A 25108-nucleotide genomic window follows, 5' to 3' on the forward strand; every position below is an offset into this window, starting at 1 on the left:
CGCTTGGGAGGGAGGGTTGAACGCCCCGCGCCCGAGGGCCGCGGGGTGGTTCGCAAAAGGGAGTTTACTCGGCCTTTTTCCTGACGACCTTCTTGACCGTCTTCACCTCGGTCGCACCCGCGCCGGCCACGGCCGGATCGGGCTCGTCCTCCACGATCTCGACGATCTCCTCGGCGCCCTCGTCGTCCTTCTTGTCGAAGGCCATGCCCTCGCGCAGGCTCTTCACGGTCTTGCCGAGGGAGGCGCCGAGTTTGGGCAGGTTCTTCGGGCCGAAGATGAGCAGCACGACGACGAGGATGATAACGAGCTCGGGCACGCCCAGACCAAGAATCTTCATAGGGGAAATCTCCTTCTTCGCTTCGAAGCCGGCCGACGCTCTTCCCTCCGCCGCGCTTCACAGTTGCCGTTGTCTCAACGCTGCCCACTATGCCCCCGAAACCGGCGCCTGGCTATCACGCAGAACCGTGATTTTGTCACGCAAGACGAAAAAATCCCTGTCACGCGTTTGCGTGACAGGGATTGTATCGCCAGGTCAGAAGCTTGGAGCTACTTATCCCAGGAGAACATGGAGCGAATGCGCTCGCCGGTCTTCTCGATCTCGTGGGTGTTGATGGCCTCGCGCTGCTTCAAGAGCCATGCGTGCCCGTTGTTGCAGTCCTCGACGAACTCGCGGGCGAAAGTGCCGTCCTGGATGCGGGCCAAGATGTCGCGCATGGCCTGGCGGCTCTCGTCGTTGATGACCTTGGGGCCAGCGTAGTACTCGCCGTACTCGGCGGTGTTGGAGATGGAGTAGTTCATGAAATGGATGCCGCGCTCGTACATAAGGTCCACGATCATCTTCATCTCGTGGTAGCACTCGAAGTAGGCGAGCTCGGGCGGGTAGCCCGCCTCCACGAGCGTCTCGAAGCCGGCCTTCACCAGTTCCACAAGACCGCCGCAGAGCACCGCCTGCTCGCCGAAGAGGTCCTCCTCGGTCTCCTGGGCGAAGGTGCACTTGATGATGCCGGAGCGCGCCCCGCCCACGCCCCAGGCGTAGGAGAGAGCCGTGTCCCAAGCGGTGCCCGAGGCGTCCTGGGCCACGCAGACGAGGTCCGGCACGCCAAAGCCCTGGGTGTACTGGCGGCGCACGATGTGGCCGGGGCCCTTCGGCGCGCACATGATGACGTCCACATCCTCGGGCGGGGTGATATAGCCGTAGTGCACGTTGAAGCCGTGGGCGAAGGCGAGAGTGTCGCCGGGTTTCAGGTGCGGGGCGATGAACTTTTCGTAGACGGCCGGCTGCAGCTCATCGGGCACGAGGATCATGATGAGGTCGGCCTCCTCGGCGGCCGTGGCCATGTCGCACACGCGCAGGCCCGCCTCCTCGGCCGCAGCCCGGGACGCCGAGCCCTCGCGCAGGCCCACGCGCACGTCGCAGCCGGAATCCCTCAGGTTCAGCGCATGGGCGTGGCCCTGGGAGCCGTAGCCGATGATGGCGATCTTCTTGCCCTTGATGATGTCGGGGTTGCAGTCCTGCTCGTAATAGATGGTGACAGCCATGGGTTTCCTTTCTCGTCGTTGGCTGATGTTCGGTAACGGGTTCTAATCGCGGCTCGAGCGCGACAGGGCGATCTTGCCGGTGCGGACGATCTCCTTGATGCCGTAGGCGCGGAACAGGTCCTCCAGACCGGTGAGCTTCGCGTCGTCGCCGGTAGCCTCCACGGTGAGCGTCGCACGTCCCACGTCCACGATCTTCGCGCGGAAGATGTTGGCGATCTCGATGACCTCGCTTCTTCGCTCGGGAGGCGCGCTCACCTTGAACAGCGCCAGCTCGCGCTCGATGGCCCCCTCGTCGGTGAGATCGGTGATCTTGTGGACGCTGATGAGCTTGTGCAGCTGCTTGGTGATCTGCTCGAAGGCCACATCGTCGGCCATGACGATGGCGGTGACGCGCGACATGGTGGCATCCTCGGTAGGGCCTACCGACAGCGACTCGATGTTGAAGCCGCGCCGGGAGATGAGGCCGGTCACGCGGGAGAGCACGCCGGGGCGGTTCTCCACCAGAACGGACAGGACGTGCTTCATCGCCGGTCCTCCTTTCCCTCGTCGCCGGCGCGAAAGAGGGTCTTCCAGTCTTCGGGGCGCACGTCCACCGTGGAGCCGTCCTGGCCCAAGCGCGCGCCGGTGTCCTGCGGGTCGACCTCCCATCGGCCGCCGAACTGGGCGTCGATCTTCGCGCACGGCGACGTGGCCCCGGCTGGTGCGCCGGCCGTGCGGGCCCGCGGGGATCCAGAAGCGGCGGGCACATCGGTGCGCACGGCCCCCACGGCCACGTCGATGGCGCCCATGACGTTGTCGAGGGCCGCCCCCGGGGCCACCATGGGATACACGTTCTGCTCGGGCGAGATGGCCACGTCCAAGAGGTAGGGGCCCGGCGCGGCCAGCATGCGGGCGATGGCCCCGGCCACCTCGCCGGGCGCTTCCACCCGCTCCCCCTCCCAGCCGTAGGCCTCCGCCAGCTTCACGAAATCGGGCACCGGCGCCAAAAGCGTCTGGGAGTAGCGGCGGCCGTAGAACAGCTTCTGCCACTGGTGCACCATGCCCAGACAGCGGTTGTCGAGGATCATCACCTTCACGGGAACGCCGTTGATGGCGGCGGTGGCCATCTCCTGGGAGTTCATCTGGAACGACCCGTCGCCGGCGATGCAGACCACCGCGGCCTCCGGCCGTGCCACCGCAGCCCCGATGGCCGCCGGGAAGCCGAAGCCCATGGTGCCCAGGCCGCCGGAGGACAGGAAGGTGCGCGGCCGCTCGCGGTGCAGGAACTGGTGGGCCCACATCTGGTGCTGGCCCACCTCGGTGGTGACGATGGAGGCGTCCGGGTCCAGCTGGCGCCCGAGCTCGGCGATGACCAGCTCGGGCACGATCTCGTCCTCTTCCTCGTTCACCGCCATGTTGGGGTGGTAGAACGGGTAGCGCTCCCGCCAGGCGGCGATGTCGGCCACCCACTGGTCGTCGCGCGGGGCGGCGCCGGCCTTGGCCAGGCACTCCAGCATGCCCGCGAGCACGCCCTTCAAGTCTCCCACGATGGGCACGTCCGCATCGCGGATCTTGCCGATCTCGGCCGGGTCGATGTCGATGTGCACGATCTTGGCGTTGGGGGCGAACTCGGACACGCGCCCGGTGACGCGATCGGAGAAGCGGGCCCCCGCCGCGATGATGAGGTCGGCCTCGGTCATGGCCATGTTCGAGTACTTCGCCCCGTGCATGCCCACCGGCCCCAGGTTCAGCGGGTGGCTCGCCGGCACGCCGCCCTTGCCCATGAGGGTGACCACCGCGGGCACCTGCATGGCGTCCATGAGGGCCACAAGCTCCTCGGTGGCCCCCGAGGAGACGACGCCGCCGCCCACGTACAAAAGCGGCTGCTCGGCCTCTTCCAGAAGGCGGCAAGCCGTGCGGATCTGCTTGGCGTTGCCGCGGTAGGTGGGCTTGTAGGAGGGCAGGCTCACGTCGTCGGGGTACTCGAAGACCATCTCCTCGCCGGCCACATCGCTCGGGATGTCGATGAGCACCGGGCCGGGGCGCCCGGTGACGGCGATGTGGAAGGCCTCGCGGATGGTGCGCGTGAGCTCGTCGGTGGACTGCAGCAGGTAGGAGTGCTTCACCACCGGCATGGTGATGCCCACGATGTCGGATTCCTGGAACGAGTCGGTGCCGATGACCCCGCGCCCCACCTGGCCGGTGATGACGACGAGCGGCACCGAGTCCATGTAGGCCGTGGCGATGCCCGTGACGGTGTTGGTGGCGCCCGGGCCCGAGGTGACCATCACCACACCCGGCCGCCCCGTGGCCCGCGCATAGCCGTCGGCCATGTGCACGGCCCCCTGCTCGTGGCGGGCGAGCACGTGGGCGATCTGCTCGGAGTCGTACAGGGCGTCGTAGAGCTTGATGGCCTGGCCGCCCGGGTAGCCGAACACGGTGTCGACCCCCTCGGCCTCCAAGCTCGCCACCACCGCCTCGGCGCCGAGCATGGTGGCGCCCTGCTTCGCCGTGCGGCTTCCCAGGCCCCGGCAGGCGCCCTCGCTCGCGGCGCTGCGGCGCGCGGGCCGCGCCCCTTCCCTGTTATCGGTCTCGGTCATTGGATGATCGCCCCCTTGTCGGCAGAAGTTACCAGTTTCGCGTACTTGGCCAGCACCCCGTGGTGGTGCTTGGGCGCCGGCGGCACCCACATATCCCGGCGTCGGGCAAGCTCGTCCTCGCCCACGTTCAAAGTCAGGCGGCCGCCCTCGATGTCCACGGTGATCGAGTCGCCCTCGCAGATGAGCGCGATGGGGCCGCCGGCGGCCGCCTCGGGGCTCACGTGCCCCACGGCCGGCCCCTTGGTGGCGCCCGAGAAGCGCCCGTCGGTGATGAGCGCCACGCTCTCGGAGAGCCCGCGGCCGCAGATGGCCGAGGTGGGCGCGAGCATCTCGCGCATGCCCGGGCCGCCGGCCGGCCCCTCGTAGCGGATGACCACCACGTCGCCGGGAGAGATGGCCCCGCCGTTGATGGCCGCGCAGGCCTCCTCCTCGGAGTCGAACACCCGGGCCGGGCCGGTGTGGCACAGCATGGAAGGGGCCACAGCGGCCTTCTTCACGATGGCCCCGTCCGGCGCGATGTTGCCGTGGAGCACCCGCAGGGCCCCTTCGGCCGAGAAGGGGTTGTCGTGGGCGCGGACGACCTCGCCGTCGGCCCCGGCGCAGGCGGCGTGCATGTAATCGAGGTAGTCCCCCATGGGCCCCATGCAGGTGCGGGCGTCCCGGTCGATGAGGCCCAGCCGGTCGAGCTCGGCCAGCACCACCGGCACCCCTCCCGCGCGGTGCAGGTCAATGAGCGGGCGCGGGCCGGCCGGCGCGAGCTTCACCAGATGCGGTGTGCGGGCGCTTGCGGCATCCCACGTGTCCATGGTGATAGGGCAGCCCGCCGCATTCGCGATGGCCGTGAGGTGCAGCACCGTGTTGGTGGAGCCGCCGAAGGCCATGTCGCATCCCATGGCGTTGCGCACGGCCGCCTCGTTCAGGATGTCTTTCAGGCACACGTTCTCGCCCACGAGCTCCATCACCTTCATGCCGGCGCGCTTGGCCAGCCGAATGCGCTCGGAATAAACAGCCGGCACGGTGCCGTTGCCGGGGAGGGCAATCCCCAAAGCCTCGCACAAACAGTTCATGGAGTTCGCCGTGAACATGCCCGAGCAGCTGCCGCAGGTGGGGCAGGCCGTGTCCTCGAAGTAGGCGAGCTCCTCCTCGGTCATAGTGCCGGCGGCCACCTTCCCCGCCCCGTCGAAGAGCGTGTTCAGGTCGGTGGCGGTGCCGTCGGGTGCGGTGCCGGGAAGCATCGGGCCACCCGAGACGAACACCGTGGGCACGTTCACCCGCAGCGCGCCCAAGATCATGCCAGGCACGATCTTATCGCAGTTGGGGATGCACACCATGCCGTCGAAGGCGTGGCCGGCCACGGCGCATTCCACCGAGTCGGCGATGACCTCGCGACTCACGAGCGAGTAGTGCATGCCCTCGTGGTTCATGGCGATGCCGTCGCACACCCCGATGGTGGAAATCTCGAAGGGCACGCCGCCGGCCATATAGATGCCGGCCTTCACGGCCTCGCAGATCTTGTCAAGGTGGGTGTGCCCGGGGATGATGTCGTTGCGCGCATTGACGACGGCGATGAAGGGGCGCTCCATCTCCTCGTCGGTGATACCGTCGGCCTTCAGCAGGCTCCGATGCGGCGCGCGGGCCGCCCCGCGCTTGATCTGGTCGCTGCGCAGTGCCACTGGCTCTCCTTTCTTCCCGTGCCGGCTTTTGCCCCGGCAAACAAAAAACCCGCTGCTTTCGCACCGGGTCCGGGATGAGCCAGCCTACGCCAGGGCAAGCCTGACCATAGAAGAGCCTCGACATATGACGGTGTCGCCGGTCCGGTGCTACTTGCGCACCCGCACCCGGCGGTAAGCCGGCAGCACGGGCGTCGTTCTCACCAAACTGCTCGGAGGGCTTGTTCGGAACGGCCGACGCCTGCTCGCAGATTCCGCAGGCTTGCTGTCAGACGGCTTGGCCCCTACTGGTCCTCGTCAACGCATGTGCGCTATGAACTTGGCTGCGCAGTATACCCCTTCTTCTCGCCAACGCAAGGCGAAACGCTCAACTTTCTTTTCGACGGCTCGGAAACAGGTGCGCTACAACAGGCAACGCCAGCGCCACAAGCGGGCGACGAGTCCCTCTCCTTCCGGTGACGGTTGACAGGTTGTCACCGATGCCACGCGGGCAGTTCGTATGATCTTAAACGACTGTATCCGCGCCGTGAGAGAGGATAGGGACCATGGCCGCGACGACTACCGTGAGAGTGCACCGCCGGAAGAGCCCCGCCGCGGCGCGACGCAGCGAGACCATAGCCAAAGCCCGCGACCGCCTCGTAACCGCGGCCGCCCGCGCCTGGGACGCCCTGCCGCATTGGGAGCGCCCGCACCGCAGCAGGAAGGCCCCGGCGGCAACTCCCGATCCAGCCGCAGCCGCCTCGATCGCCGCCGAGGCATGCGGAACATCCTCCGCCGGCCTCGCCATCGCCGTCACCGGCCCCGCCGGCGTGCTGCCTGTCGGTGATGCCGCGCCTTCCGCCGCTGTCGGCTCCCCCGACGCCGCGCCCGCCGACGCCCCTACGCCGGCAAGCCGCCCGGCCGCCGATCTCTTGAATCCCGTTCGCCCGGCTACGAGCCAGCCCCTTTGCGCCGGCGCCGGCGCCTTCCAGGCCGACCCCTTCATCGCCGCCCGGGCGCGGCGGGGCACCTACGCCCTGGATGCGCCGTCGTGGCGGGCGTTTCGCAGCTATGTCACCGACCGCTCGAACTTCGACGAGCTGAGAGCGGTGGGGCTCGCCGCCATGGTGCGCTCCCACCGCAGCCTGTCCCTGGCCCTGGCCGCCGTCATCCTAGGAGCGCTGCTAACCGTCGCCGCCATGGCCGCCTACCTCCTGTTAGCGCCGGCCACCGCCGACGCCGATTCCCCCTATGTGACGGCAGAGGTGTCCAAGCCGGTCAGCACGCCGGCGAGCCAGTGGAAGGCCGGCGAGATACCCTCCCTGTACCAGTCCGATGCCGCCTGGGGCGCCACCCCCTACGGGCAGAGCACCTTGGCCGATGCCGCCGGCGCCCCGACCGCGCTGGCCATGGCCTACGTGGCGGTCACGGGGCAGGCCGACAGAACGCCGGTGGATTTCGCCCAATGGGCCGCCGACCACGATCTGACCGCCTCGGGCGTCGACACCGTGAGCGCCTACCTGACGCAATCGGCCGCCGACTTCGGCCTGACGCTGAACCCCATCGCCGGCGATGCCCACAGCCTGCGCCGGGCCATCGTGTCCAACGTCCCCGTGCTCGTGGTCACCGAGCCGGGCACCTTCTCGCCGGTGGCCAGCGTCGTGGTGCTCGACGACATCGACCGCGATAGCCGCATCGTGCTGCACGACCCGACCAGCGCCACCCGCACGGGCAAGAGCTGGGACTTCGACGACATCACCGATGCCGCCGCGGCCGTCTACGAGGTGTATGCCGCCTAAGAGGCGCCGCGGGACACACAGCGTGCCACGGCAAAGAAGATGCCTGCGAGCTGACACGCAACGATTCGCGCGCTTTGGGTGTTTCCCCGCGACGCCGATCGCGGTATGGTGGAAGGCGACCGACATCGCGAATCGCCCTGCGGTTCCCGTTCTGAGGAGACGCCATGACCTACCGCCAGGTAACCCTGCACCCTGCCGCCCGCATCGCCCCCAACGCCACGCTCGTGGGCCATGTGGAAGTGGCCGAGAACGCCACCATCCTGTTCAACGCCTGCCTGCGCGGCGACTACGGCAGCCGCATCGTGGTGGGGCCGGGCTCCAACGTGCAGGAGAACGCCTGCCTGCATCTGGACTACGACCGCGACTGCGTCGTGGGCGCTGGCTGCACCATCGGGCACGGGGCCGTGGTGCACGGCTGCACCCTGGGCGACAACGTGCTGGTGGGTATGGGAGCCGTGGTGATGAACGGCGCCGTGATCGGCGACAACTCCCTCGTGGCCGCCGGCGCTCTCGTCACCGAGGGCATGGCCGTGCCGGAGGGCTCGCTCGTGGTGGGCGTGCCCGCGAAGGTGCGCCGGGCGCTTACCCCCGAGGAGATCGAGGGCAACCGCGAGGCCGCCGCGGGCTACGCCGCCATTGGCGCCGAGCTCGTGGAAGAGGGCATCCTCTACGCCGGTGCCGACGTGCCCCGCGACATCCGCACCATCGCCTTGAAATAGCGACCGGGAGACACCGCTCGAGAGCGGAGGGGTCTGCGCCGCCCGCGCGGCCGTCCGGGGGGGCGAGCCTCGTTTTCGCAGATCTGCTACAACGCCTGCAAAATCCCTTTGACAAGGCGGCAGAAATCCTCTTGCCGGGCCTCTCCCACCTCGTGGACTTCCTCATCGGAAGGGCTCGCGCCCTCCACCCCGCAGGCCATGTTGCTCACGAGCGACATGCCGAGCACGCGCATCCCCACGTGCCGCGCGGCGATGACCTCCTCGCACACCGACATGGCCACGGTGTCGGCGCCCCAGGTGCGGAACATCCGGATCTCGGCCGGCGTCTCGAAGGAGGGGCCCAAAAGCCCCAGGTACACGCCTTCCTGCACGGGAACGGACAGCTCGTCGGCCACGCGGTGCGCCAACGCGCGCAGCGCCGGGTCGTAGGCATCCATCATGGAGAAGAAGCGCGGTGCCATAGCGTCGGGCTCGGTGCCCGTGACGGGATTGCGCCCGGTGAAGTTCAGCTGGTCGGCCATGATGCAGAACTCCCCCACCCGGTAGCTCTCGTTGATGGCGCCGGCGGCGTTCGTGGTGATGAGCGTGCCTATGCCGAGCCGCGCCATGAGCCACACGGGGAAGGCCACCTCCTGGGCGGAATACCCCTCGTAGCCGTGGAGACGCCCCTGCATGGCGAGCACGCGCTTGCCGCCGAGCATGCCGGCCACGAAGCGCCCCACATGGCCCGAGGCCGTGGACGTGCCCATGCCGGGTACCTCGCCGAAGGGGATGAAGACGGGCTCTTCGACCTGATCGGCCAGCGGACCGAGGCCCGATCCTAAGATGAGCCCGACCTCGGGCGCAAAGCCGCCGAGGCGCCCCTCCATCACGGCCTGAGCCGCATCCAAAGTTTCGATAAGCCTTCCGTCCAAAGCCATGGGAAGTCCTTCCTCGGGTCAGCGCGCCTCACTCGGCGCCGGTACGTTATCGGCAACGCCGTGGCCGCCGGCCTTGAGGCCCACGAGCACGCGGGGGCGTCCGGCCAGGTCGTCCACGATGCGCACCTCGGCAAAACCCGCAGCCTCCGCCACGGTGCGAGCTGCGTCCAGGTGCCCCTCGTGCAGCTCGCAGGCCAGAACGCCGCCGGGTCTCAGAGCCCGGGCGGCCCAGGCCGCGAGGGGTCGGAACACATCGAGACCGTCGGCACCGCCGTCCAGGGCGAGCGCGGGCTCGTAATCGGCCACCTCGCGGGGAATGTCGGCCAACACAGAGGTGGGCACGTAGGGCGGATTGGAGACCACGGCGTCGAAGGTGCCCATGCGCTTCTCGCCGATACCGGTGCCGAGCGAGCATTCCAGCACGGCCACGCGGTCGGCGAGCTCCAGCGCCTCGGCGTTCTCGCGGGCGAGCGCCACGGCTTCAGGGGCGATGTCGGTGGCGATGACGCGCACGTCGGGGTGCTCGTAGGCCAGCGAACAGGCAATGCAGCCTGACCCGGTGCACAGATCGGCCACGAGCAGGGGGCGGGCGGCATCTTCGGAAACGGGAGTCTCTTCCGATCCGATCGGTTCGACACCCGCCTCGTCCAACGCCTTCTTCACCGCTTCCACCGCAGCGCTTTCCCGCTCGGCGGCCTCGGGGTTCCACTGGGCCTCGTGCTTAGCCGGAGCCGGCAGCATGGCCAGCGCCTCGCTCACAAGCACCTCAGTTTCAGGCCGAGGGATGAGCACGCCGGGCCGTACCTTCACCGTGATGTGCCGGAAGGCCACCTCGCCGGTGATGTACTGCAGCGGCTCCCCCGCCCCTCGGCGCCGCACGTAATCGCGCAGCGTCGAACGCTCGTCCTCGGACAGCGGCCGGTCGTAGTTCATGTACAGCTGCACCCGGGTGAGCCCACAAGCCTCGCCGATGAGCCACTGCGCAGAAAGAAGGGGATTTTCATCCCCTTTTCCCGTAAGGTATTCGGTTGTCCAATCCAGCGCGGATTTGACGGTCCACTCGCTCATTAAACCGCCGCTTCCAGCTTCTGCGCGCGGTCGGCGGCCTGCAAAGCGGTGATCACATCCCCCAGGTTGTCGCCGAGAAGCACGCCGTTGTAGGTAGAGTTGAAGCCGATGCGGTGGTCGGTCACGCGGTCCTGCGGGCCGTTGTAGGTGCGAATCTTCTCGGAGCGGTCGCCCGAGCCGATCTGGGCCAGACGCTCGGCGCCCTCGGCGGCCTGCTGCTCGGCGAGCATCTTCTCGTAGAGGCGGGCGCGCAGCACGGCCATGGCCGCGATCTTATTCTGCAGCTGGGACTTCTGGTCCTGGGACTGCACCACCAGACCGGAAGGCAGGTGCGTGATGCGCACGGCGGAGTCGGTGGTGTTCACGCACTGGCCGCCAGGTCCCCCGGCGCGGTACACGTCGATGCGCAGGTCGTTCTCGTTGATCTCCACCTCCACCTCGTCGGCCTCGGGCAGCACCGCCACCGTGGCCGTAGAGGTGTGGATGCGGCCCTGGCTCTCGGTCTTGGGAACGCGCTGCACGCGGTGCACGCCGCTCTCGAACTTCATGACCGAGTACACATGATCACCCTTCACCTTGAACTGCACTTCCTTGAAGCCGCCGGCCTCGGAGGGCGAGGCGTCCATGGTCTCGGTCTTCCAGCCCTGGGAGGCGGCGAAGCGCTCGTACATCTTGTACAGGTCGCCGGCGAAGATGGCGGCCTCGTCGCCGCCGGCCGCCGCGCGGATCTCCACGATGATGTCCTTCTCGTCGGCCGGGTCGGCCGGGATGAGCATGAACTTGATGTCCTCTTCCAGCTGGGGGAGGCGAGCCTCGATGCCGGCGATCTCCTCCTGGGCGAACTCCTTCATGTCGGCGTCCGACAGCATCTCCTTGGCCGCTTCCAAATCGTCCATGGCACTCACGTACTCGGCGGCCTTCTTGGCCAGCGGGCCCTGGGAGGCGTACTCCTTGGCCAGGCGGTTGTACTCCTTCTGGTCGGCCAGAACCGCCGGATCGCCCATCTTGGCCTGCAGCTCGTCGTAGGCCTCGATGATCTTGACGAGCTTCTCTTTCATATCAGTTTCCTGCATGGGTGCGTCCTTTGCGTGAAACGGGTAGGTTCAACAGCGCCCGCAGGCGCAACACTACATTCTAGCAGAAGAGTCATCCCTAAGCAGGCCCCTCCATCCTAACGACAACCAGAGAGCCGCGCGACCCGATCTAAGGTCGCCTCCTCGCAACAGCCGAGCGCAAAAGCAATGTCACAGCGGCGGAAGCTTTACCGTGAAGGCCTCCTCCTCATCGACGCGCTTCCTCAAGCCGAGCGTCTCGGACAGGCACATCGCCGCGTACCAGGGAAGATAGACGACGCGACCCCGCTGCTCTACGTTAAGGCGCGAGATCACATAGCCTTTTTCGATACCGTAATCGGGAGTGTCAAGCAGCTTGTTCAGGGCGTCGTGGGCCCGAGGGCTGCGACCCGACTTGATCTCCAGCGGAACCACATTGCCCTTCGCATTCTCGACCAGAAAATCAACCTCACCCCGCTTCCGGTTCATGTAGTAGAACAGATCGCATCCACATGCGACAAGCGCCTGGGCGAACACGTTCTCGAACATGAAGCCCAGGTTGAGGGAGCGATCGTCGTCGTACAGCCCGCGCGCCACCGAGATGTCGTAGCGGCTTGCCAGCATCCCCGTATCGGATTCGTACAGCTTGAAATTTCCCGCATCTTCCGTGGCCTTCAAAGGCCGCTTCGGATCGCGCACCACATTGCACTTCAGCCCCACATGGGCCGATACCAACCAGTTGAAGTCGAGGCTGAACTTGCGGTAGCGCGCCCCCTCGCCCAGCGCGTTCAGCCTGAAGCGCTGGGAGCGCGCATCCAGTTGCAGGGGCAGCTGCTCGAAGATCGCCCGCACGTGAGGGGCAGCGGACCCGGCGTACTTCGTGATGTCGTGAATATAGGAAACCACCAGCTCAGCTTGCACCTCGCGCACCGGCCCCATGTTGCCGGCGCTGTCGAGAAACGCCTGCACCGCTGCAGGCATGCCTCCCACCACCATATAGCTGCGGAAGTAGCCGAGCATGGCCTCATGCAGATAGCCGGGCACCGCCCGCAGGGACGCACAGCAGTCCCGGACAACGGAAAGCGCCTCCTGCTGGACGCCCATCGCCCAGCAGAACTCCTCGAAATCCATGGGAAACATGGTGATCTCCGTCACGAAGCCCACCGGATAGGAGCGCACGTGCCTCAACTCGGTTCCCAGCATCGAGCCCGAGAACGCGTAGGAGAACCGGCCGTCCTGAACGAGTCCTTTCACCATGGTCATGAGGTCGGGGAGCTCTTGTATCTCGTCGATGAAGATCAGCGTCTCGCCGGGAACGAGAGGCTGATCGGCCAGGAGGGACAATCGGGTTATGAGATCCGCCACGTCGGACGCCTCGGCCAGTGAGCGCTTCGCCGCCTTGTCGAGATACAGGTTGACGGTCAGGAGATGCTGGTACCTTTTGCGGCCGAGATGCTCGACCAAATAGCTCTTGCCAATCTGGCGCGCCCCCGTCACCAGAAGCGCCGTCCGGCCGCCCCGATCGGCCCAGCGCTCCAAGGAATCATAGGCTTTTCTGCGAAACAAGGCCGTTCCCTTCTGTCGCTTTCCTTTTAACCTATTCTATGAGGGTATTTACCATAACGCAATTCTTTATTTGATCCATTTTGCCAATTTTGCTATTTTTCATTTGATCTATAATGCCGATTTTGCAACTTTTTATTTGACGATTTTGCATGTTTCTGGAGAAACGGTGCGGCCCCGTCGAGCCAGCGCCGGCAACGAAACCGAATTACGCGTCCAAAAAATCGGCGGCCGATTCGGCGCAGTTGGCGCCGTCGGCCACGGCGGTCACCACCTGGCGCAGCTCCTTGGTGCGCACGTCCCCCGCCGCGAACACGTCGGCGGTGGCCGTGCGCCCCGTGCCGTCGGCGATGATGTAGCCGCCGGCATCCAGCGCGAGCGCGCCGCCCAAGAACTCGGTGTTGGGCCGCATGCCCACGGCGACGAATACGGCCGACACGGGCAGGTCGCGCACCTCATCGGTCTTCACGTTGCGGATGCGCAGGCCGCTCACGCGCGGGCGCTCCTCATCCTCGGTGAGAAACTCCTCGGCCACGCTGTCCCAGCACATCTCCACGTTGTCCAGCTCGGCCAGGCGCTGATGGTAGATAGCCGTGGCCCGCAGCTTGTCGCGGCGGTGTACCAGATACACCTTGCGGCAGATGCGCGCCAGGTAGATGACGTCGGCTACGGCCGTGTTGCCGCCGCCGATAACCGCCACGTCGCGGCCGCGGAAGAAGTTGCCGTCGCAGGTGGCGCAGTAGGACACGCCGCGCCCGCGCAGCTCCTCTTCCCGGGGCAGCCCCAGCTGGGCCGCCTTCGCGCCCGTGGCCACGATGACCGTGCGCGCGTAGTAGGTGCCGAAGGGCGTAGTCAGCTTGTTCGGCTCGGCGGAAAAGTCGACCGCCGTCACTTCCTCGGAGATGGTGCCCGCGCCGAAGGAGGACGCCTGGTCGTACATGTCCATGGAAAGCTCGAAGCCGCTCGTGGAGCGGGTGTAGCCCGGGTAGTTCTCCAAATGCTCGGTCTGGGCGCACTGGCCGCCGGGCGAGAGCATCTCGAACATAGCGCAGGAAAGCCCCGCCCGCGACGCGTACAGTGCCGCCGTGAGCCCCGCCGGTCCAGCGCCGATAATGGCCACATCGAGCACCGACTGCCCCTGGGCCTCAGTTTGTTCTGCCATGGAAGGCCTCTTTCTTGCTGTAACTCCCCGCCTGTCGGGACCACGCGGTATTCTGATTCGCTCAGACAGTCCTCGCTTGGTGAAACAGGACATTGAGTCCTGTTTCAGTCGCTGCGGAACTCGCTCGGTCAGAACACCCTGTGTTCCCTCTACGCCGTATTCCAGCAGCGGCAAAGCGCAGAGGACCTCCGGGTGGTGCTCACCAAGCGAGTTCCGCAGCGAACGGAGATGTCCAGTGGACATTTCCGCCGAGCGAGGACTGTCTGAGCGACTGAGCATTACCCGGAGGTCTGACCGGCGAAGAGTCGCAACCAAAATCTACGACTCTTCCACAGCGTCTACAGCATCGCCAGGATGTTCTGCTTGGGCTGAGCACCGAGGCGCTCGTTTTTCACCTGCCCGTTCTCGAACACGATAAGGGTGGGCACGCTGGAGACCTGGTACTTGAAGGCCAGATCGGGGCTCTGGTCGATGTCCACCTTGTAGACGGACACTTCGCCCGCCTTCTCGGCGGCGATCTCGTCGATGACGGGCGCCACCATGCGGCACGGGCCGCACCAGGTGGCGAAGAAGTCGACGAGCACCGGGCCTGTGGCCTTCAGCACCTTGGTCTCGAACTCGTCGGCGGACTTAATTACCTCTGCCATGATAACCTCCTGGGAAGTAGGGTTTCTCGAGCGTGCGAGACAGCCCCGTCGCGAGGCCGACCGCTCCGAAAATTGTAGCGCGCTCGAAGCGGCCGCGAGTCCTCGGAGCGGATCGTCAACCGATTGACACAGAATTGTATCGTCGTCGATGGCGCCGCACGGGCACATCGACGGCGTCGGCAGTGTATCATAGGGCCAAGCGACCCTCACCGAAGACAAGGCCCCTCATGGTAACCGACCTCGTATCCCTCGCAATCATCGCGCTCATCGCCGTGATCTGCCCCATCATCTGCAAGCTCATCCCGAACAAGGCGGTGCCCGAGACGGTGCTTTTGCTGGCCGCCGGCGCCCTCGCCGGCCCGCACCTGCTGAATATCGTGCACGTGACCGACGCCACCTCGCTTTTGTCCGATTTGGGTCTGGCGTTCCTGTTCCTTCTGGCCGGCTACGAGATCAGCCCGAAGAGCCTTACGGGCGCGGAGGGCAAGCGCGGGGCGGTGACATGGTTTGTCACCTTCGCCATCGCCTTTCTCGTAGTGGTGGCCTGGCCGTCGTTCTCGGTGTTCTCGGTGGACGGCATGGCCGTGGCCATCGCGCTGACCACTACGGCCCTCGGCACGCTTTTGCCCATCCTGCAGGAGCGCGGACTTATGGGCACGCGCATCGGCACCGAGATTTTAGCCTACGGCACCTGGGGCGAGCTTCTGCCCGTGCTGGCCATGACCCTGCTTCTGTCCACGCGGGCGAAATGGGAGACCATGCTCATCCTTCTGGCCTTCATCGCCATCGCCCTTATAGCCGCCACAGTGCCGAAGCAGGCCGAACGTTTGGGCGGCTGGCTCTACCGCTTCGTCGTGGAGAACGCCAACACCAATTCCCAGATGCTCGTGCGCACAGTGAACCTGCTGCTCATCGGACTCACGGCCATCTCGGCCCTGTTCGATCTCGATATCGTGCTGGGCGCCTTCGCCGCCGGCTTCATCATGCGCTACCTCATTCCCGACGGCAACCCCACCCTGGAGATGAAGCACTCGGCCATGGCCTACGGCTTCTTCATCCCCCTGTTCTTCGTCATGTCCGGCGCGAAGATAGACGTGACGGCCATCGCCGCGAACCCCGAGCTTCTGGTGCTGTTCATCGCCCTGCTGCTGTTCGTGCGCGCGCTGCCCATCTTCGTGTCGCTCAGCTTTGGGAAGACCTCCCGCGACATGACCGTGCCTGAGCGGCTCACCGTGGCATTCTACTGCACCACGGCCCTGCCCATCATCGTAGCGGTGACCACCGTGGCCGTGAACGCCGGGGCCATGGATCAGGGCACCGCCAGCGTGCTCGTGGCCGCCGGCGGCATCACCGTGTTCATCATGCCGCTTCTGGCCTCCGTCACGGCCCGTTCCGTGAATGCGCATCTCGGCGAGGCCCTGCGCGAGATTCGCGAGCAGCCCCGAGCTGTGGCCCACATTCTCGCCGAGCACCGCCGCCGCGAGCGCGAGCTGCACCGCCAGCTGAAGGCGCGCCTGCGGGAAGCGGGCCTCAAGCACAGCGACGTCTTCGACCTGACCGAGCGCTGCCCCGGCGGCATCTGCCCCGTTCCCCCCGAAGCGGACGACGACGGGCGGTAGGACACATTCCTGTGCAGCAAGACGCCCTCATTCGCGCTCGACGCGGGGCCGATAACGGGATATGCGGTGCATTCGTGCAGGAGCACAGACGCACGCGGCTTTTTTGCTATACTATGTCAGCGTGTCATCGAACTCGGTGGCTCCGTTTCTATGACCTGGCTGTCCGCGGCGCCCGACGCGGCGGCAGTCCCGGATAAGCGAAGAAGAGGTTTTCAATGAGCGAGCTTTTGTCTCAGCTGTGGACGCCTGAAATGCAGGCGGCCTTCACCGTCGTGCTCGTGCTGCTGGTCATTCTGTACGTGCTCTCTATCGTGTGGGTCGTGCGCGATGCCTACCTGCGCGGCACCGCCTGGTACATCTGGGCCGTAGTGTCCCTGGTGCCCGTGCTCGGCGTTATCGCCTACTGCCTGCTGCGCCCGCCCCTGCTGCAACTGGACAAAGACGAGCAGGAGCTGGAGATCGCGCTCAAGCAGCGCCAGCTCATGAAGTACGGCGAGTGCGCCGCGTGCGGCTATCCCGTCGAGGCCGACTTCGTGCTGTGCCCGAACTGCCACACCCAGCTGAAGAACCTCTGCATGCGCTGTAACCACGCGCTGGAGCCTTCCTGGACGGTGTGCCCCTACTGCGCCACCCCGGTGGGCGCGCCCGCAGCCTCTTCCGGCAGCCGTCCGCGGCGCAGCGGGCCTTCCGGCAGCCGTCGCTCTTCCGGAGGCGCCCAGCAGTAGACGCCCCGACGCGCCGCACAGAGCGGTCCCGCGCACTTCACAAGGTTTTTCCTGATTGAGACAGAGTCGCTTCGGCGGCTCTGTTTTAATAGCAGGGTCGGCAAAAGCCGACCGCAATGTCGATCGCCCCGGTAGTCAACGCCTGGGCGGAATGGCGCAGGTGCTCTGTCTGCACCCGGCGCCGGAAAGGAACGGTTATGAAAATCGTATTGCCCGACGGATCGAAGAAGACCCTGGAAGCCGGCGCCACCGTCGCCGACGTGGCCGCCTCCATCGGAGCGGGTCTGGCCCGCGCGGCCCTCGGCGGAAAGATCAACGGCGCCTTCGCCGATCTGGACACGCCCGTCGCCGACGGCGCCACCGTCGAGATCATCACCGCGAAGAGCCCCGAGGCCTTAGGCATCATGCGCCACTCCGCCGCCCACGTGATGGCCGAGGCGGTCCAAGAGCTCTACCCCGGCACCCAGATCGGCTTCGGCCCCCAGACCGAGGACGGCTTCTTCTACGACTTCGCCCTGCCCGAGGGCGTATCCATCTCGCCCGACGACTTCGCCGCCATCGAGGAGAAGATGGCCGAGATCGTGAAGCGCGACGAGCCCTTCGTGCGCGAGGTGGTCAGCCGCGACGGGGCCAAGGCCATCTTCGCTGACCAGCGCCTGAAGGCCGAGCATATCGACGACTTGCCCGCCGACGAGGAGATCGTCATTCGCCGTCACGGCAACTTCGTGGACCTGTGCAGCGGTCCTCACATGCCCTCTGCCGGCAAGATCGGCCCCTTCAAGCTCATGAAGACCGCCGGCGCCTACTGGAAGGGCGACTCCGACAACGAGATGCTCACCCGCATCTACGGCACCGCCTTCTTCAACAAGAAGGACCTGGAGGAGTACCTGCACAACCTGGCCGAGGCCGAGAAGCGCGACCACCGCAAGCTCGGGCGCGAGCTGGGCATCTACATGATGGAGCCCATGGCCGGCGTGGGCCTGCCGCTCTACCTTCCCAAGGGCGCGCGCGTCATCCGCACCCTGCAGGAGTGGCTGCGCCGCGACCTGTACGAGCGCGGCTACGAGGAGGTCATCACCCCGCACATCTACAACGCCGACGTGTGGAAGACGAGCGGCCACTACGGCTTCTACCATGAGAACATGTACTTCTTCCAAATCAACGAGGGCACCGATGAGGAGCCGCGCTACTCCGAGTACGGCGTGAAGCCCATGAACTGCCCGGGGCATGTGATCATCTACAAGAACGAGCTGCACTCCTACCGCGATCTGCCGCTGCGCCTCTTCGAGTTCGGCACGGTATACCGCCACGAGATGAGCGGCGTGGTGCACGGTCTTCTGCGCGCCCGCGGCTTCACCCAGGACGACGCGCACATCTTCTGCACCAAGGACCAGGTGGTCGACGAGGTGGTGGCCATCCTGGAGCTGGTCGACCACATCATGGACACCTTCGGCTTCACCTACGAGGCCGAGATCTCAACCCGTCCCGACAAGTCCATCGGCACCGACGAGATGTGGGACCATGCCACCGAGTCCCTTAAACAGGCCTGCGCCCGCCGCGGGCTGGCCTACGAGATCAACGAGGGCGACGGTGCCTTCTACGGCCCGAAGATCGACATCAAGGTGAAGGACGCCATCGGGCGCACCTGGCAGTGCTCCACGGTGCAGATCGACTTCAACATGCCCATGCGCTTCGGGCTGACCTACCGCACCGAGGACAACACCGAGGAGACCCCCTGGATGCTGCACCGCGCCATCTTCGGCTCCATCGAGCGCTTCCTCGGCATCCTCATCGAGCACTACGCCGGAGCCCTGCCGCTGTGGCTGGCCCCGGTGCAGGTGGCCGTCATCCCCATCGCCGACCGCCACAAGGAAGCTGCGGCCGAGTTCGCCGGCGAACTGAAGAGCGTGGGCGGCCGTGTGGAGATAATGGACGCCAACGAGCCCATGAAGGTGAAGATCGCCAAGGCCCAGAGCCAGAAGATCCCCTACATGGTGGTACTCGGCGACAAGGAGATCGAGGAGCGCGTCGTGTCCGTGCGCGACCGTGCCGAGGGCGATCTGGGGCAGTGGGATCGTCAGAAGTTCATCGACGTCATCCGCGACGCGGCGATTTAGCCGTCTCGTCAGGCCCGACAGGAGCCTTATCCTGAAAACTACCGGCGCCGAGGGTACCGTTCCCTCGGCGCTTTTGGTATTGTTTGACGCAACGCAAGAGAAGCTACCCCGAGCAGCGAGGAGCGTGCCATGGCAAAGCGAACATTCACCACCTATGCCGCCAAGATGCGGCAGGCGAACCGAGAGGCGCTCGCCACGGTGGCAGCGCTGTTCGTGATCGTCGTCACCTGGCTATCGTGGGGCATCGGCATGGCCGACAGCGACATCGAGGTCTTCTCCACCCCCATCTGGATCATCGGCGGGTGCGTGGGCACGTGGATCGTGACCGTACTCGCCGCCATCGTTTTGGGCAAGGGCCTCTTCGCCAACTTCAACCTGGACGACGATGACGCGAGCGGCGAGGAGGCATTCCGTGGATAATCTCGACCTCGGCTTCGATAACTTCGATTTCGCGTCGCTCATATCGCCCGACAGCCTTGAGGCGCTGGCGCCGCTGGCCCCGCTGGCAGGCTTTTTGCTCATCGCCCTTGTCGCCTCCATCATCGTGCGCGGCCGTACTCGAGCCGCCGGGGGCACCTTCGTGAACCGCTACTTCATCGGCAACCGGGCCCTGGGCGGCTTCGTGTTGGCCATGACCACCATCGCCACCTACGGGTCGGTGAGCTCCTTTGTAGGCGGCCCCGGCCAAGCTTGGGACATCGGTTTCGGTTGGGTGTACATGGCCGTGGTGCAGGTGACCGCCCTCGTGCTGCTCTACGGCATCTTCGGCAAGAAGATGGGACTCATCTCCCGCAAGCTGAACGCCGTGACCGTCGTGGACGTCATCCGAGCCCGCTACGGCTCCAACGCCCTGGCGAACCTGTCGGCGCTGGTCATCGTGCTGTTCTTCGCCGCCACCATGGTGGCTCAGTTCGTGGGCGGCGCGAAGCTCTTCGAAGCGGTGACCGGCTATTCCTACGTAATAGGCCTGGGTCTGTTCGGCGTGGCCGTGGTGCTGTTCACCACTATCGGAGGTTTCCGCGGCGTGGCTGTGACCGACGCGCTATGCGGCGTCATGATGCTCGTGGGCATCGTGATTCTGGCTTGCGGCATTCTGGATGCCGGCGGTGGCTACGAGGCTATCATGCACTCCATCGCCATCTACCATCCCGAGATGCTGGAGCCCTTCGCGGGAGGCGCCATGCCGCCCTCGCTGTACCTGACCCAGTGGCTGCTCGTGGGCGTGTTCACCTTCGTGCTGCCCCAATCGGTGGTGCGCACCATGGGCTACCGCGACACCCGGGCCCTGCACTCCGCCATGATCTGGGGCACCGTTATCATCGGCGCTATGATGATCGGCGTCACCTCGCTCGGCGTGCTGTCGGCCGGCGTGCTCACCGAGGATCTGGCCGCCTACGGGGGCAGCGTCGACAACATCATTCCCAGTGTGATTGTGGAATCACTGCCGCCGGTGCTCGCGGGCGTGGCCATCATCGGCCCTGTGGCCGCCTCCATCTCCACAGTGTCCTCGCTGCTCATCTCCTCGTCGTCGGCCATTATCAAGGATGTGTGCCTGCACGCCTGCGAATCGCGCGGCATTGCCGCGCGCGAAGGCAAGGTGGCCTTCTGGAGCCAGGCGATTACCCTGCTTCTGGGCGTGGCGGTGTTCGCCCTGTCCGTCACGCCGCCCGACGTCATCTGGAAGATCAACATGTTCGCCTTCGGCGGTTTGGAGACGGCGTTCTTCTTTGTGCTGGTCTGCGGTCTGTTCTGGAAACGGGCCAATGCGCTGGGCGCCCTGCTCTCGCTCGTCGGCGGTACGGCGGCCTACTGCGCCACCATGGCCCTGGGTTTCAAGGTAGCCGACCTGCACCAGATCGTCATCGGCATTGCCGTGGCAGCTGTGCTCATGCTGCTCGGCAGCCTTATCGGCAAGCAAAGGCCCAACGCTCGCATGGAGGTGTTCTTTCCCGAATAGGCTATTGGGAAGACCTTGCACGACGACAGTTGAAGCGACGGCGAGGCATCAACCTGCCCGCAAGCTTCGCTCATTCCAAGCCGCGACCTAATGCGAGGAAGTTCATCACGAGCGACACCATGGCCTCTTTCTCATCCGGTCGCGACTCGGCGATCATGATGGTGGTAGCCACGAGCGCATCATCACCAACGAGCTTGCGGTCATCGTCGTACAACAGCCCGTTGCGATCGAGGAAGTACAGGAACAAGCTGGCGGCAATGCGCTTGTTGCCATCGTGGAACGAGTGGTTCTTCACGATGAAATACAGCAAATTCGCCGCCTTCTCCTGCACCGAGGGGTACAGCTCCTGGCCGCCGAATGACTGATAGATGGCCGCGATGCTGCTATGAAACGAATCATCTTTCTCGACACCGAAGATATCGCTCTCGCCAGCAAAGCGCAAGCTGCCGATAAGATCGCGGCACTCATCGTAGTCAAGCACGTACACACCCTCGGAGCCCCGCGGACGCCCCAGGCTCTGATGGTCGTAGTCATCCAGAAGATCGAGGGCCGGAGCGTAGCTTTTGACGATCTCCAGAATCTGCGCGGCACCGATCTCTTCGGGCAATCGCTCCATGACCGAGATAACCTGGGCAAGCTGGGCGAGGCGCTTCTCGTTCTCGGCACGACCCTCGATGATGTAGCGGCGAAGCACATCGGTGGCCCAGCGACGGAACTCCACGCCGCGCTGGGATTTCACCCGATAGCCCACCGAGATGATGACATCGAGGTTATAGTATTCGACCTGCCGCTCTACCTCGCGATCACCTTCGATTTGAACTTGTGCAATTTTTGCACAAGTTGAATCGCGGTCAACTTCCCCTTCCTTATAGACATTTGCAATGTGCCGGCTGATGACAGTTCTGTCTCGGTCAAATAGAATCGCCAGTTGTTCCTTGGTCAGCCAAACTGTACTCTGGTCAGATGCCACCTCCAAATTCACCTCCCCATCAGAGGATTCGAAAAGAACGATCTGGGATACACCGTTTGCCTCGACCATGCCGGCTCCTTTCTCGCTTGGCATCACAAAGGGACCGCTCAGCCCGCAAGCGAATCCAATGGAGACCGCTCCGCGCTGCTGAGCTCCACCCCGAGCCTATCACGGAAGCGCGCGACATTTCTATAGTCGCAATAGTCCGATTTTTATCGCTATCGTAATACAAACCATCAATAAAAGTAATTCGCCCTCACTTAAGGAAAAAGAAAACCGCCCCGGAGGGCGGCTTTCACGGATTGGATCAGTGACGAGTCGGTGCTGCGGCGCGGCTCTACCCCAGCTCGGCCAGCTGAGCCTCGATGCGCGCCAGCTTGTCGACCAGATCGGCCAGCTTCGCCTTGTCCTTCTCCACGATCTCCGGCGCGGCCTTCGCCAGAAAGCCCGGGTTGGAGAGCTTCTTCTCGAACTTGGCAACATCTTTGGCCAGGCCATCGCGCTCACGGGCCAGACGCGCCCGCTCGGCATCGAAGTCCACATGGCCCGCGAGCACGATGTACACCTCGAGCCCCGAACCGAGCACCACGGCGCTCTCCGCGGGCTTGGAGGTCTCCACGGCCACCTCGAACTCCTCCACGTTGGCCAGCTGGCCGATGAGGTGCGCTTGGGCCAGCAGCAGGGCCGCGTCGGCCTCGGCCGCCACCTTCACGGCCACGGGCAGGGCCACCTTCGGCGAGATGCCGTAGCGCGAACGGGTGGAGCGCGCCGCACCCACCACCTCGCACACCATGGCAATGGCACGTTCGGACTCCTCGTCCACGAAGCGGCTGAGCTCGGCGGCATCGGGCCACGGCGCCACGATGAGCATGGGCGCGGCGGCGTCGCCCTTGGGCATCTCGCCGTAGACCTCCTCGGTGATGAACGGCATGATGGGATGCAGAAGGCGCAGAATCTGCCCCAGCACGAACACCAGGTTGCGCTGGCAGGCGGCGCGATCGGCCGGATCGGCCCCCTCGGCCAGACGGGCCTTGGAGAACTCGATGTACCAGTCGCAGAACTCGTTCCACACGAAACCGTACAGCTCGCGGGTGATCTCGCCGAACTCGAAGTTGTCGTAGGCCGCGTCCACCGCCTCCACGACCTTCGCCAGACGGGAGAAGATCCAGCGGTCGGCCGGCGTGACCGGCTCGGGCGCGCCGGGCTCGTATCCCTCCAGGTTCATGAGCACGAAGCGGCTCGCGTTCTTCACCTTGTTCGCGAAGTTGCGGGAGCTTTCCAGCTTGGCCTCGTTGAACTTCATGTCCTGGGCGCCGGTCACCTGCATGAGCAGGCCGAAGCGCATGCCGTCGGCGCCGTAGTCCTCCATGAGGCGCAGCGGATCCACGCCGTTGCCGCGGCTCTTGGACATGGGCTTGCCGTCGGCGGCCATGACCGTGGGATGGATGATGACGTCCTCGAAGGGAATGGTGTTATCGCAGCAGTACATGGAGGCCATCACCATGCGCGCCACCCACAGGCCCATGATGTCGCGGGCCGTGGAGAGCACCTGGGTCGGGTAGGCCGTGCGCATCTGGGGCGCGTCCATGCCCTCTTCCGTCCAGCCCATGGTGGCAAAGGGCCACAGCTGACTGGAAAACCAGGTGTCCAGCACGTCGTCGTCCTGGCGCACCGGCGCCCCGCACGCCGGGCAGACCTCAATCTCATCTACCGAGGCGTCCTCCCAGCCGCACTCATCGCAGTAGTACATGGGAATGCGGTGGCCCCACCACAGCTGGCGCGAGATGCACCAGTCCTTCAAATTCGCGAGCCAGTCCAAATACACTTGCTTCCACCGAGCCGGGTGGAACTGGATGGAACCGTCCTCCACCACGCGGGCGGCGGCCTCCTTCAGGCCGTCCACGGCCACGAACCACTGCTCGGATTCCCAGGGCTCCAGCTTGGTGTGGCAGCGGTAGCAGGTCATGACCGAATGGTCGTGGTCCTCCACATGATCGAGCAGGCCGAGCTCCTCGAAGGCGGCCACTACGGCCTCGCGGGCCTCGTCGCGGTCCATCCCCGAGAACTTCCCGTAGCCTTCCACCACGTGCGCCGTCTCGTCGAAGATGTTGATGCGGGGAAGCCCCGCCTTCTCCCCCATGGCCCAGTCGTTGGGGTCGTGGGAGGGGGTCACCTTCACGCAGCCGGTGCCGAACTCGGTGTCCACGTGCCAGTCGGCGAAGATGGGAATCTCGCGATCCACGAGCGGCAGCTTCACCGTCTTGCCAACGAGATGCCCGAAGCGCTCGTCCTTGGGGTTCACGGCCACGCCGGTGTCCCCCAGCATGGTCTCAGGGCGCGTGGTGGCCACGACCAGGTACTCCAGGCCGTCCACCGGCTCGGTCAGGGGGTAGCGCAGGTACCACAGATGCCCCGCCTCGTCCACGTAGTCGGCCTCGTCGTCGGCGATGGCCGTGGTGCAGCTCGGGCACCAGTTCACGATGCGCTTGCCCCGATAGATGAGCTTGTCGCGGTACCAGTCCACGAACAGCTTCCGCACGGCGCGCACGTAGGAGGGCTCCAAGGTGAAGTGCTCGTCGGAGTAGTCGCAGGAGCAGCCCATGCCCTTGATCTGGTTCACGATGGTGGTGCCGTACTCCTCGCGCCACTTGTAGCATTCCCCGATGAAGGCCTCGCGGCCGATCTCCAGGCGGCTGATGCCAGCCTCGGCCAGGCGCTTGTCCACCTTGGTCTGGGTGGAGATGCCCGCATGGTCGGTGCCGATGATCCAGCGGGTCTGAAAACCACGCATGCGGGCGCGGCGGATGCAGGCGTCCTGGATGGTGTCATTCAGGGCATGGCCCATATGCAGCACGCCGGTGATGTTCGGCGGCGGGATGACGATGGTGTAGCTCTCGCCGGCATGCTCGCCGAAGCCCGGCGTGCGCTGGAAATAGCCGGCGTCCTTCCACGCCTCGAAGATGGGCCGCTCCATGGCGGCGTAATCGGTCTGGGTCATCCTCATCCCTTCTCTGCGAAATCGG

At 65.5% G+C, this 25108-nt stretch carries 20 protein-coding genes; 7 read left to right on the forward strand and 13 right to left on the reverse strand.

What is annotated here, in order from left to right; translation table 11 throughout:
- Positions 1-64 precede the first annotated feature (64 nt).
- The 5 genes from tatA to ilvD all read right to left on the reverse strand — a co-directional run bounded on the left by tatA (position 65) and on the right by ilvD (position 5791).
- Positions 65-337 carry a twin-arginine translocase TatA/TatE family subunit gene (gene tatA / locus C811_RS07435; RefSeq protein WP_016308919.1) on the reverse strand — a complete coding sequence of 91 codons (273 nt, stop codon included), beginning with the start codon at positions 335-337 and terminating at the stop codon, positions 65-67.
- Between the two features lie 209 nt (positions 338-546).
- Positions 547-1539, reverse strand: coding sequence for a ketol-acid reductoisomerase (gene ilvC, locus C811_RS07440; protein WP_016308920.1), 993 nt, complete (start codon positions 1537-1539; stop codon positions 547-549).
- Between the two features lie 42 nt (positions 1540-1581).
- Positions 1582-2064: an acetolactate synthase small subunit gene (gene ilvN, locus C811_RS07445; RefSeq protein ID WP_016308921.1), complete on the reverse strand. Its 483-nt coding sequence runs from the start codon at positions 2062-2064 to the stop codon at positions 1582-1584.
- Positions 2061-4118, reverse strand: a complete 2058-nt coding sequence (gene ilvB / locus C811_RS07450) for a biosynthetic-type acetolactate synthase large subunit (RefSeq protein WP_016308922.1) — start codon at positions 4116-4118, stop codon at positions 2061-2063. Before ilvB ends, ilvN begins: the two co-directional genes overlap by 4 nt.
- Positions 4115-5791 (reverse strand): dihydroxy-acid dehydratase, encoded by a 1677-nt coding sequence (gene ilvD, locus C811_RS07455; protein ID WP_016308923.1) that lies wholly within the window; start codon positions 5789-5791, stop codon positions 4115-4117. The genes ilvB and ilvD overlap by 4 nt, the downstream gene beginning before the upstream one ends.
- Positions 5792-6333: 542 nt before the next feature.
- On the opposite strand from ilvD, the gene C811_RS07460 reads away from it, so the two are divergent.
- A complete protein-coding gene (locus C811_RS07460; RefSeq protein ID WP_016308924.1) occupies positions 6334-7566 on the forward strand; it encodes a cysteine peptidase family C39 domain-containing protein in 1233 nt (410 codons plus the stop codon).
- A 164-nt stretch (positions 7567-7730) separates the two neighbouring features.
- Entirely contained in the window at positions 7731-8285 is a 555-nt protein-coding gene (locus C811_RS07465; RefSeq protein ID WP_016308925.1) for a gamma carbonic anhydrase family protein, read from the forward strand.
- A gap of 86 nt (positions 8286-8371) precedes the next feature.
- On the opposite strand, the gene C811_RS07470 is transcribed toward C811_RS07465, so the two are convergent.
- From C811_RS07470 to trxA, 6 genes are all read right to left on the reverse strand, one after another.
- Positions 8372-9205, reverse strand: coding sequence for a purine-nucleoside phosphorylase (locus tag C811_RS07470; RefSeq protein WP_016308926.1), 834 nt, complete (start codon positions 9203-9205; stop codon positions 8372-8374).
- A gap of 18 nt (positions 9206-9223) precedes the next feature.
- Positions 9224-10273, reverse strand: coding sequence for a N5-glutamine methyltransferase family protein (locus C811_RS07475; RefSeq protein WP_016308927.1), 1050 nt, complete (start codon positions 10271-10273; stop codon positions 9224-9226).
- The gene (gene prfA / locus C811_RS07480) at positions 10273-11331 is read right to left on the reverse strand and encodes a peptide chain release factor 1 (protein ID WP_035009335.1); all 1059 of its coding nucleotides are present in this window, start codon (positions 11329-11331) and stop codon (positions 10273-10275) included. The genes C811_RS07475 and prfA overlap by 1 nt, the downstream gene beginning before the upstream one ends.
- Positions 11332-11517: 186 nt before the next feature.
- Entirely contained in the window at positions 11518-12891 is a 1374-nt protein-coding gene (locus tag C811_RS07485; protein ID WP_016308929.1) for an ATP-binding protein, read from the reverse strand.
- A gap of 205 nt (positions 12892-13096) precedes the next feature.
- Positions 13097-14050 carry a thioredoxin-disulfide reductase gene (gene trxB / locus C811_RS07490; protein ID WP_016308930.1) on the reverse strand — a complete coding sequence of 318 codons (954 nt, stop codon included), beginning with the start codon at positions 14048-14050 and terminating at the stop codon, positions 13097-13099.
- Positions 14051-14388: 338 nt separating this feature from the next.
- Positions 14389-14697: a thioredoxin gene (gene trxA / locus C811_RS07495; protein ID WP_016308931.1), complete on the reverse strand. Its 309-nt coding sequence runs from the start codon at positions 14695-14697 to the stop codon at positions 14389-14391.
- 227 nt (positions 14698-14924) lie between these two features.
- Between trxA and C811_RS07500 the strand changes: the two genes are divergently transcribed.
- The 5 genes from C811_RS07500 (at position 14925) to panF (ending at position 21115) form a co-directional block, all read left to right on the forward strand.
- Positions 14925-16316: a cation:proton antiporter gene (locus tag C811_RS07500; protein ID WP_016308932.1), complete on the forward strand. Its 1392-nt coding sequence runs from the start codon at positions 14925-14927 to the stop codon at positions 16314-16316.
- Positions 16317-16531: 215 nt separating this feature from the next.
- Positions 16532-17041 carry a zinc ribbon domain-containing protein gene (locus C811_RS07505; RefSeq protein ID WP_016308933.1) on the forward strand — a complete coding sequence of 170 codons (510 nt, stop codon included), beginning with the start codon at positions 16532-16534 and terminating at the stop codon, positions 17039-17041.
- A 197-nt stretch (positions 17042-17238) separates the two neighbouring features.
- A complete protein-coding gene (gene thrS / locus C811_RS07510; RefSeq protein ID WP_016308934.1) occupies positions 17239-19158 on the forward strand; it encodes a threonine--tRNA ligase in 1920 nt (639 codons plus the stop codon).
- A gap of 129 nt (positions 19159-19287) precedes the next feature.
- Entirely contained in the window at positions 19288-19578 is a 291-nt protein-coding gene (locus tag C811_RS07515; protein WP_016308935.1) for a YhdT family protein, read from the forward strand.
- 64 nt (positions 19579-19642) lie between these two features.
- Positions 19643-21115 carry a sodium/pantothenate symporter gene (gene panF / locus C811_RS07520; RefSeq protein ID WP_425304020.1) on the forward strand — a complete coding sequence of 491 codons (1473 nt, stop codon included), beginning with the start codon at positions 19643-19645 and terminating at the stop codon, positions 21113-21115.
- Positions 21116-21185: 70 nt separating this feature from the next.
- Here panF and C811_RS07525 read toward each other — a convergent pair whose 3' ends face one another.
- Both C811_RS07525 and C811_RS07530 read right to left on the reverse strand, forming a co-directional pair.
- A complete protein-coding gene (locus tag C811_RS07525; protein WP_016308937.1) occupies positions 21186-22154 on the reverse strand; it encodes a virulence RhuM family protein/type II toxin-antitoxin system death-on-curing family toxin in 969 nt (322 codons plus the stop codon).
- 268 nt (positions 22155-22422) lie between these two features.
- Entirely contained in the window at positions 22423-25083 is a 2661-nt protein-coding gene (locus C811_RS07530) for a valine--tRNA ligase (protein ID WP_016308938.1), read from the reverse strand.
- Positions 25084-25108 lie beyond the last annotated feature (25 nt).

Origin of the sequence: Adlercreutzia caecimuris B7 (assembly GCF_000403355.2) — a bacterium.
Classification (GTDB): Bacteria; Actinomycetota; Coriobacteriia; order Coriobacteriales; family Eggerthellaceae; genus Adlercreutzia; species Adlercreutzia caecimuris.

Coding starts and splice junctions, on each gene's coding strand:
- tatA (WP_016308919.1), bottom strand. CDS start 337: ATGAAGATTCTTGGTCTGGGCGTGCCCGAGCTCGTTATCATCCTCGTC.
- ilvC (WP_016308920.1), bottom strand. CDS start 1,539: ATGGCTGTCACCATCTATTACGAGCAGGACTGCAACCCCGACATCATC.
- ilvN (WP_016308921.1), bottom strand. CDS start 2,064: ATGAAGCACGTCCTGTCCGTTCTGGTGGAGAACCGCCCCGGCGTGCTC.
- ilvB (WP_016308922.1), bottom strand. CDS start 4,118: ATGACCGAGACCGATAACAGGGAAGGGGCGCGGCCCGCGCGCCGCAGC.
- C811_RS07460 (WP_016308924.1), top strand. CDS start 6,334: ATGGCCGCGACGACTACCGTGAGAGTGCACCGCCGGAAGAGCCCCGCC.
- C811_RS07465 (WP_016308925.1), top strand. CDS start 7,731: ATGACCTACCGCCAGGTAACCCTGCACCCTGCCGCCCGCATCGCCCCC.
- C811_RS07470 (WP_016308926.1), bottom strand. CDS start 9,205: ATGGCTTTGGACGGAAGGCTTATCGAAACTTTGGATGCGGCTCAGGCC.
- C811_RS07475 (WP_016308927.1), bottom strand. CDS start 10,273: ATGAGCGAGTGGACCGTCAAATCCGCGCTGGATTGGACAACCGAATAC.
- prfA (WP_035009335.1), bottom strand. CDS start 11,331: ATGAAAGAGAAGCTCGTCAAGATCATCGAGGCCTACGACGAGCTGCAG.
- trxB (WP_016308930.1), bottom strand. CDS start 14,050: ATGGCAGAACAAACTGAGGCCCAGGGGCAGTCGGTGCTCGATGTGGCC.
- trxA (WP_016308931.1), bottom strand. CDS start 14,697: ATGGCAGAGGTAATTAAGTCCGCCGACGAGTTCGAGACCAAGGTGCTG.
- C811_RS07500 (WP_016308932.1), top strand. CDS start 14,925: ATGGTAACCGACCTCGTATCCCTCGCAATCATCGCGCTCATCGCCGTG.
- C811_RS07505 (WP_016308933.1), top strand. CDS start 16,532: ATGAGCGAGCTTTTGTCTCAGCTGTGGACGCCTGAAATGCAGGCGGCC.
- thrS (WP_016308934.1), top strand. CDS start 17,239: ATGAAAATCGTATTGCCCGACGGATCGAAGAAGACCCTGGAAGCCGGC.
- C811_RS07515 (WP_016308935.1), top strand. CDS start 19,288: ATGGCAAAGCGAACATTCACCACCTATGCCGCCAAGATGCGGCAGGCG.
- C811_RS07525 (WP_016308937.1), bottom strand. CDS start 22,154: ATGGTCGAGGCAAACGGTGTATCCCAGATCGTTCTTTTCGAATCCTCT.
- C811_RS07530 (WP_016308938.1), bottom strand. CDS start 25,083: ATGACCCAGACCGATTACGCCGCCATGGAGCGGCCCATCTTCGAGGCG.